Below are 7,065 nucleotides of genomic sequence, written 5' to 3'. Positions count from 1 at the left end.
GCCGGGCGGCGAGCCGCCGGGGTGCAGCGTCGAGGGCAGCGACGAGAACAGGCCAGCGGCCCGCACCGCAGCGCTGTCGGCCGCCCGGCGTGTGCATGGTCACCGAGGACGGCAGCGACGGCGACAGCGGGGCGGTTCCCGGACCCTGCCTGCCGGGCACGAGGCCCCTCACGCCCCGGCCAGGCGGCTGGGCTGGTACCCCGCGTATGGGCCCCAGCCGGGCGGCAGGAGGATTGGAGTGTGGGGTGGAGGGCAGCGACGAGGACAGGGCGGCGCCCCGGCCCGTGCTCGTGGCGCCCGCAGCCCCGGTGCGCCCCTGTCCGGCGATGATCTCGACAGGAGTGCTGTCATTCCGGCGGTTTTGACAGCACCTTTGTCGAGATCATCGACGAGGGGGCGGCGGGCGGTACGAGTCGCCCGGACGGCCGCCTCCGCGATGATCTCGGGGAACTCGGGGTTAAAACGGACACGATAAGCCCGACTCCCCCGAGATCAACAACAGCACACCCCCGCGCCGCCGCCCCCTCGTTGATCTCGGGGATATGGACGCTAAAACCGGCCCGGTAGCGTCGTTTTTCCCGAGATCAACGCGCGCCGCCTCCCGGATCGTGAGGGGCCGGACGGACGGCAGGCGAGGCCCGGGAACCGCCCTGCCCTCGCCGTCGCCGCCCTTCACGACGACCACGCACACGCGCCGCACCCGACAGCGCTGCGGTGCGGGCCGCCCACCTGCCCTCGTCGCCGCCCTCCACCCCGCACTCCGGCGGCGACCGCCGACCCGGGCACCTCCCCCGTTGCCTTCCGGCGTGCCTCGGCCTATTCTTCGATCCACCTATTCAATTTTTTGACTAAGGAGGTCGCGGTGCACCCGTTCCGCGCGGCCGTCGAGGCCGGGGACCACGAGGCCGTCGAGGCGCTCCTTGCCGACGGTGTCGTCTTCACCAGCCCCGTCGCCCACCGCCCCTACCCCGGCAAGGCGATCACCGCCGCGATCCTGCGCGGCGTCCTCCGAGTGTTCGAGGACTTCCGCTACGTCCGGGAGATCGCCGACCCCGCCGGGCGCGACCTCGTCCTCGTCTTCACGGCGAAGGCGGGCGACAAGGAGGTCCACGGCTGCGACATCCTGCACTTCGACGAGGACGGCCTCGTCGACGACCTCACGGTGATGGTCCGCCCCCTCTCCGGCGCCCATGCCCTCGCCGAGGCCATGGGGGCCCAGTTCGACCGCATCCGGCAGGAGGCGGAGGCCCAGGGAGGGCGGACGTGACACGGACCTGACCCTGCGGCGGTCGTGCGCCCACCACCGCCCCTCGGCACGCCACCACGGCTCCGAATCCGCCCGGCTACACCGCTGCCCGGTCCGCCCTGTGCGAGGTGCAATCGCGTCACCGTCCCGACCTACTTGGAGCGGAGATGCGCACCTGGACCGCCCGCGCATGGGCAGTACTTCTCGTCGTCGCCATCACGGGCCTGCTCGCACCCCCGGCCCACGCCGACCCCGTACGCCTCGACCCGGCGGAGGTGGAGGACTTCCTCGATTCCCGCGTGCCGGAGCTGATGAAGGAGCAGGGTGTACCGGGCGCGGCGGTCACCGTCGTGGCCGACGGGGAGGAGGTCGTCTCCCGCGGCTACGGCGAGGCCGACCCCGAGTCCGGCACCCCCGTCTCCCCCGCGGAGACGTCGTTCCCTACCGGCTCGGTCGCCAAGTCGTTCACCGCGGTGGCCGTCCTCCAGCTCGCCGAGCGCGGCGACGTGGACCTGCACGCCGACGTGAACACCTACCTCCCCGAGGAGGCCCACATCCCCCGGACCCCGTCCGGGGAACCCGTCACCCTGCACCACCTGCTCACGCACACCCCCGGATTCGAGGACGCGATGGCCGGAGCCGTCTCCGCGGACCCGGACGGCCACACCTCGCTGCAGGACCACATCGCCCGGGACCGGCCGGACCTGATCTACCCGCCCGGCCGCTTCACCTCCTACTCCAATTACGGGATCGCCGTGGCGGGCGCCGTCGTGGAGCGGGTGAGCGGGCGGCCCTTCATCGACTACGCCCGAGAGAACATCTTCGGCCCGTTGGGCATGGAGCGTTCCGCGTTCGCCCAGAAGGAGGCGGACCTGCCCGCCCACTTCGCGACCGCGAGCCGCTCCATGCTCACGCCCGGCGGCGGGAGGGCGCCCGGCCCGGAGATCGGGTCGAACGACTTCCCCGCGGGCTACGCCTTCGCCACCGCCCCCGACATGGGCCGCTTCATGCTCGCCCTACTCGGTGAGGGGGCGTACGGCGGGGAGCGGATCCTCGCCCCGGAGACGGTCGAGGAGATGCTGGGGCGCCGGGCCGAAGTGCACCCGCTGATCTCGGCCATGGGCTACGGGGTCTACGAGCGCTTCACCGGCGAGCCCCGCGTCGTCGGCCACCACGGCGACTTCCTCGGCGCCAACATGGAGTACGCGGTGGTGCCCGAGGCCGGGGTCGGCATCGTCGTCGCCGCGAACGGCGACGCGGACGCGGACTTCCAGGACGCCCTGTGGACGGTGGTCATCGACGCGTTCCTGGCGGAGTTCACCGGCGCCGAACAGGACACCCTGCCGGACGGCGCCGGGCAGGGCGGCGGCGCCGGGGAAGGGGAACGGCCCCTTTCGGACTACGCGGGCGACTACCACGCGGCCCGGGTCGACCGCAGCGGCCCGACCATGCTGCCGACCGTGCTCGGCAGCCTCCGCCCGGCCTCGGTCGACGGTGACGGGCTGCGGATGTCGTGTTCGGCGGCACCGGAGGAGCAGCACTGGACCCGCATCGGGGACGGCCTGTTCCGCTCCGCCGACGGAGAGGAGACGGCCGCCTTCATCGAGGACGGCGGGGAGGTCGTGGGCCTCGTCTGCGACTCCTATCCGATGCACCCCTATGTGAAGGTCGCCTGGCACCAGACCCCCGCCCCCTGGCTCGCGGCGGCCGGGGCCGCGCTCCTCGTGCTGCTGAGCATGCTGGTCTGGCCTGCGGCGGCGCTGGTGCGCAGGGTGTCCGTGCGGGGTGCGGGCGAGCGGGGCGCGGACGACGGGCGGGAGCGGACTCCCCGTGCCGCCCGCGCCGCCCGCTGGACCGCGGGCGCCGCCGGGCTCGTCCTGGCGGCGGCCCTCGGGACCGTCGTCGCCCTGATGGGGACCGAGGCCGCGCAGATGGCGTTCTTCACCGGCTCGCCGGTGCTGGAGATCCCGCTGGCCGTGGCCGCGCTCCCCGTCGCGGCCGTGCTCGCCCTGACGGTCGCGGCGTGGCGCCGCCGCTGGTGGAGCGTCCCGGTCCGCGCGCACTACACGGCGGTCGGGGCGGCGTTCGCCGTCTTCCTCTCGGTCGCCTGGCACTTCAACTTCGTCTGGACCCCGTGGAGCTGACCCCCGGGAGGGGGCGGGCGGGGCCGCCATGCGGCCCCGCCCCTGCCGTCAGCTCGTCGGGCGCGGGTCGAATCCGGCCTTCAGGTAGCACGCGTCGATCAACCGCATCGTCTCCAGGGCGTCCTCGGCGCCGAAGGGCAGCGGGACGCCCTCGTCCAGGCGCCGGGCGAGGGCCTCCAGCTGGTAGGTGTAGGAGGAGCGGCGCCCTAGTTCCTCGACGCGTTCGCCGTCCGGCGTGCGGACGGCGACGCGGTCGTCGCGGTCGGGCCGGACGAAGTCGAGGACGGTCGCCTCGCCCCGGGTTCCGACCACCCGGAACGTGGCCTGCCACCGGTCGTGGGCCATGGAGCAGCGCGCCGAGCCGGTGGCCCCGCCGGGGAAGGCGAGGTCGGCCTCCAGCCACTCGTCCAGGCCCGGGAACCCGGCCCGCTCTGCGCCGCGCGCCGCGGTCAGGCGGGGCGCGCCGCCCGTCCACGGCGCCAGCATCCGCTGGGCGTGCAGCGCGTAGCACCCCAGGTCCATCAGGGCGCCGCCGGCCAGGGGCAGGGACCAGCGGACGTCGTCGTCGGGCGGGGCGGGCATGGACACCGAGGCCTCCACGTGGCGCACCTCGCCGAGCTCTCCCGAATCCAGCAGCCCGTGCAGGCGCCGGACGACGGGATGGAAGTGGTAGTGGAACCCCTCCATGAACACCGTGCCCGCCTCGGCCGCGGCCGCGCGAACGGCGGCGGCCTCCTCGGCGTTGCTCGCCGACGGCTTCTCCGTCAGCACGTGCTTGCCCGCGGCGAGGGCGGCCAGGTTCCAGGGCGCGTGCAGCCCGTTGGGCAACGGGTTGTACACGACATCGACCTCCGGGTCGGCGACCAGGGCGGCGTAGGAGTCCACGACGCGCTCGACGCCGTGCTCGGCGGCGAACGCCTCGGCTCGGGCGGGCTCGCGCGCGGCCACCGCGACGAGGCGGTGTCCGCACGTGCGCGCGGGCTCGGCGATCGCCCTCCCGGATATGCGGGCCGCTCCCAGAACACCGATACGCATGGGGATGCTCCTCCGGTCGTCTCCTCTGTCGTGGACACGCTCCCAGGGCGCCCTCCGGCCGGAGCCGCCGGGGCCCCCGCCCGCCGACGTCAGATCGGAAGGGTGTAACCGCCCGCCCAGCGCTGCATGAACACGGTGAACTCGCTCCACAGGCCGACCACCTGGGAGATTCCGATCAGCACCAGCAGGACCCCGCCGACCCTGGTGATCGCCGGGCCGTGCCTGCGCGCCCACGCGGCGACGCGCATGGCCCGGGTCATCGCCAAGGCCGCGAGGATGAAGGGCAGCCCCACCCCGAGCCCGTAGACGAAGGCGAGGAACGCCCCGCGCCCCGGGCTGCCGGAGGCCGTGGACATCGCCAGGACGGCCGCCAGGGTCGGCCCCATGCACGGGGTCCACCCCAGGCCGAACAGCACGCCGAGCAGGGGTGCCCCGGCCAGGCCGCTGCGCGGCCGCAGGGCCGGCTTCAGGCTGCGGGCGGTCCAGGGCAGCCACCGGAGCGCGCCCATGAACATCAGGCCGAGGACGATCGTGGCCGCGCCCAGGACGCGGATGAGGAGGTCCTGGTAGGCGAAGAGCATGCCGCCCAGGCCGCCGAAGAAGGCCCCGTAGGCGGCGAAGAGGCCGGAGAACCCGGCGGTGAAGAGCAGGGTCCCCAGCACGGTGCGCGCCCGGAGCACGCCCGGTGCGCGGCGCCGGGTCCGCACGGCGGCCCCGCCTTGGGCCCCCTCCCCGCCGTCCGCCGCCGCGGAGCCGTCCCCTTCGGCGCCCGACATCCCCGCGACGTAGGAGAGGTAGCCGGGCACGAGCGGCAGGCAGCACGGGGACAGGAAGGTGATCGCCCCGGCCGCCAGGGCCAGCGGCACGGCCAGAAGCAGCGGGCCGCTCATGACGATGCTCTGGATGTCCATGGGTCGCGCGGATCCTTGTCACGGGGTCGGGAACGGTTTCTCACCTAGAGACCTTAGGTGCTTGGGTGAGAGATGTGCGGGCGGGGTGGGGAGAGCGCCCGCGCATCCGTCGGTGTCCGGCCCCGGCGCCGTCACCTAAGCTTGTTGAGTCACGCGGCGGGCGGCGCCCCGCCGCCCGCACCTCGGGAAGGACCGGTCGGGGATGTCCAGATTCGGCGACCTGGAGGCGGCGATCATGCACGCCGTGTGGTCCGCCCAGGAACCGCTCCGCGTGCGCGACGTCGTCGCCGATCTCCGCAAGCGGCGCGACATCGCCTTCAACACCGTGCAGACGGTCATGGACAACCTGTTCCGCAAGGGCTGGCTGAAGCGGGCCAAGGAAGGGCGCGCCTACCGCTACTGGGCCGCCGCCTCCCAGGAGGACTACGCGGCGGGGCTCGTGGAGGAGGCCCTGGAGTCGGCGCCCGACCAGGCGGCCGTGCTGTCCCGGCTGATCACCCGCCTGCCCCGGGACGAGATCGCCGAGCTGCGCGCGGCCCTGGACGAGGCCAAGCGCGGCGAGGAGCTGCCGTGACCGTCGCGCTCGTCCTGCTGGGCTACGGGCTGGCGGTCACCGCCGCCGGTCCGGCCGTGGTCCGCCGGTCCCGATGGGTGGAGCGCGCCCCGCGCCTGGGCATCGCCGCCTGGCAGAGCCTCAGCCTCGCCGCCGTCGCCTCGGTCGTCCTCGGCGGGCTCGCGCTCAGCGTCCCGGGCGTGCGGCTGGACGGCACCGTGTCCGGGTTCCTCGACGCATGCCTGGCCGCGCTGCGCGCGCGGTACGCGACCCCGGGAGGCGCCGCCGTCGGCGTCGCCGGGCTCGGGCTGGCCCTGCTGGTGGGGGCGCGCAGCACCTGGGCGATCGGCCGCACGCTGGCGCGGGCCGGGAACGCGCGCCGCCGCCACCGCGAGGCCCTGCGGCTGCTCGGCCGCGAGGACCGGGAGACCGGCGCCGTGGTCGTGGAGCACGCGCTGCCCGCGGTCTACTGCCTGCCGGGCGTGCGCGGGAGGATCGTGCTGACCAGCGGTGCACTGGCGGCCCTGACACCGGGGCAGCTGCGGGCGGTCCTCGCCCACGAGCGCGCCCACCTGCGCGGGCGGCACGACCTGGTGGCCGCGGCGGCCGTCGGGCTGGCGGCGGCGTTCCCCCGGGTGGCCCTCTTCCGCGTCGCACGGGACGAGATCGTGCGCCTGCTGGAGCTGGCCGCCGACGACGCGGCGACGCGGGCGACGCACCGCCTGGTGGCGGCCGAGGCGCTGCTGAACGTCGCCGACCGGCAGGTCCCCGCGGGCGCCTTGGCGGCGGGCGGTCCGGGGACCGGGCACCGGGTGCGCAGGCTGATCGCGGGTGCGTCCCCGCTCGGCCGGGCGCGGGGCCTGCTGGCCGGGGCCCTGGCCGCCGTGCCGGTGGCGGTCCCGCTGGCGCTGGCCGCCGCCCCAGCGGTGGCTCTGGCGGGCTCGGCGTGCTGCACGGCCCCGGCCTCGGTCGCCCACGCCCCAACGGAGGTGTGCGCGCGGATGGAGGACCCGCACGACTGCCTGACCATGTCCCTGTGAGGCCTCGAAGCCCGCGCGGATAGGCGGACGAACCGCAGGCGTCCGGCCCCGCCGACTCCGCCGCCGAGCGCCGCCCCCGCATCGTTGATCTCGGGAAAAGCGCCCCTAAAAGCGGCCCGGAAGCGTCGTTTCTCCC

The 7,065-nt window shown here is 74.8% G+C and carries 6 protein-coding genes; 4 read left to right on the top strand and 2 right to left on the bottom strand.

What is annotated here, in order from left to right:
- Nucleotides 1-862 precede the first annotated feature (862 nt).
- On the top strand, nucleotides 863-1,267 hold the full coding sequence (locus O4J56_RS31610) for a nuclear transport factor 2 family protein (protein ID WP_270690888.1): 405 nt from the start codon (nucleotides 863-865) through the stop codon (nucleotides 1,265-1,267).
- A 146-nt stretch (nucleotides 1,268-1,413) separates the two neighbouring features.
- On the top strand, nucleotides 1,414-3,390 hold the full coding sequence (locus O4J56_RS31605) for a serine hydrolase domain-containing protein (protein WP_270690887.1): 1,977 nt from the start codon (nucleotides 1,414-1,416) through the stop codon (nucleotides 3,388-3,390).
- A 48-nt stretch (nucleotides 3,391-3,438) separates the two neighbouring features.
- Here the strand turns inward: O4J56_RS31605 and O4J56_RS31600 are convergent, their stop codons facing one another.
- Both O4J56_RS31600 and O4J56_RS31595 read right to left on the bottom strand, forming a co-directional pair.
- Nucleotides 3,439-4,425 carry a Gfo/Idh/MocA family protein gene (locus O4J56_RS31600; RefSeq protein WP_270690886.1) on the bottom strand — a complete coding sequence of 329 codons (987 nt, stop codon included), beginning with the start codon at nucleotides 4,423-4,425 and terminating at the stop codon, nucleotides 3,439-3,441.
- Between the two features lie 89 nt (nucleotides 4,426-4,514).
- Nucleotides 4,515-5,336, bottom strand: a complete 822-nt coding sequence (locus tag O4J56_RS31595) for a cytochrome c biogenesis CcdA family protein (RefSeq protein WP_270690884.1) — start codon at nucleotides 5,334-5,336, stop codon at nucleotides 4,515-4,517.
- Nucleotides 5,337-5,538: 202 nt separating this feature from the next.
- Here O4J56_RS31595 and O4J56_RS31590 point away from each other — a divergent pair, with 202 nt between their 5' ends.
- On the top strand, nucleotides 5,539-5,910 hold the full coding sequence (locus tag O4J56_RS31590; protein WP_270690883.1) for a BlaI/MecI/CopY family transcriptional regulator: 372 nt from the start codon (nucleotides 5,539-5,541) through the stop codon (nucleotides 5,908-5,910).
- Nucleotides 5,907-6,929, top strand: a complete 1,023-nt coding sequence (locus O4J56_RS31585) for a M56 family metallopeptidase (protein ID WP_270690882.1) — start codon at nucleotides 5,907-5,909, stop codon at nucleotides 6,927-6,929. Before O4J56_RS31590 ends, O4J56_RS31585 begins: the two co-directional genes overlap by 4 nt.
- Nucleotides 6,930-7,065 lie beyond the last annotated feature (136 nt).

The sequence above is a fragment of the Nocardiopsis endophytica genome (assembly GCF_027706725.1).
In the GTDB taxonomy this organism is placed as follows: Bacteria; Actinomycetota; Actinomycetes; order Streptosporangiales; family Streptosporangiaceae; genus Nocardiopsis_A; species Nocardiopsis_A endophytica.
Note: the sequence above shows the minus strand (reverse complement) of the source record. Positions and strands in the feature narration are given on the sequence as shown.

Coding starts and splice junctions, on each gene's coding strand:
- O4J56_RS31600 (WP_270690886.1), bottom strand. CDS start 4,425: ATGCGTATCGGTGTTCTGGGAGCGGCCCGCATATCCGGGAGGGCGATC.
- O4J56_RS31605 (WP_270690887.1), top strand. CDS start 1,414: ATGCGCACCTGGACCGCCCGCGCATGGGCAGTACTTCTCGTCGTCGCC.
- O4J56_RS31590 (WP_270690883.1), top strand. CDS start 5,539: ATGTCCAGATTCGGCGACCTGGAGGCGGCGATCATGCACGCCGTGTGG.
- O4J56_RS31595 (WP_270690884.1), bottom strand. CDS start 5,336: ATGGACATCCAGAGCATCGTCATGAGCGGCCCGCTGCTTCTGGCCGTG.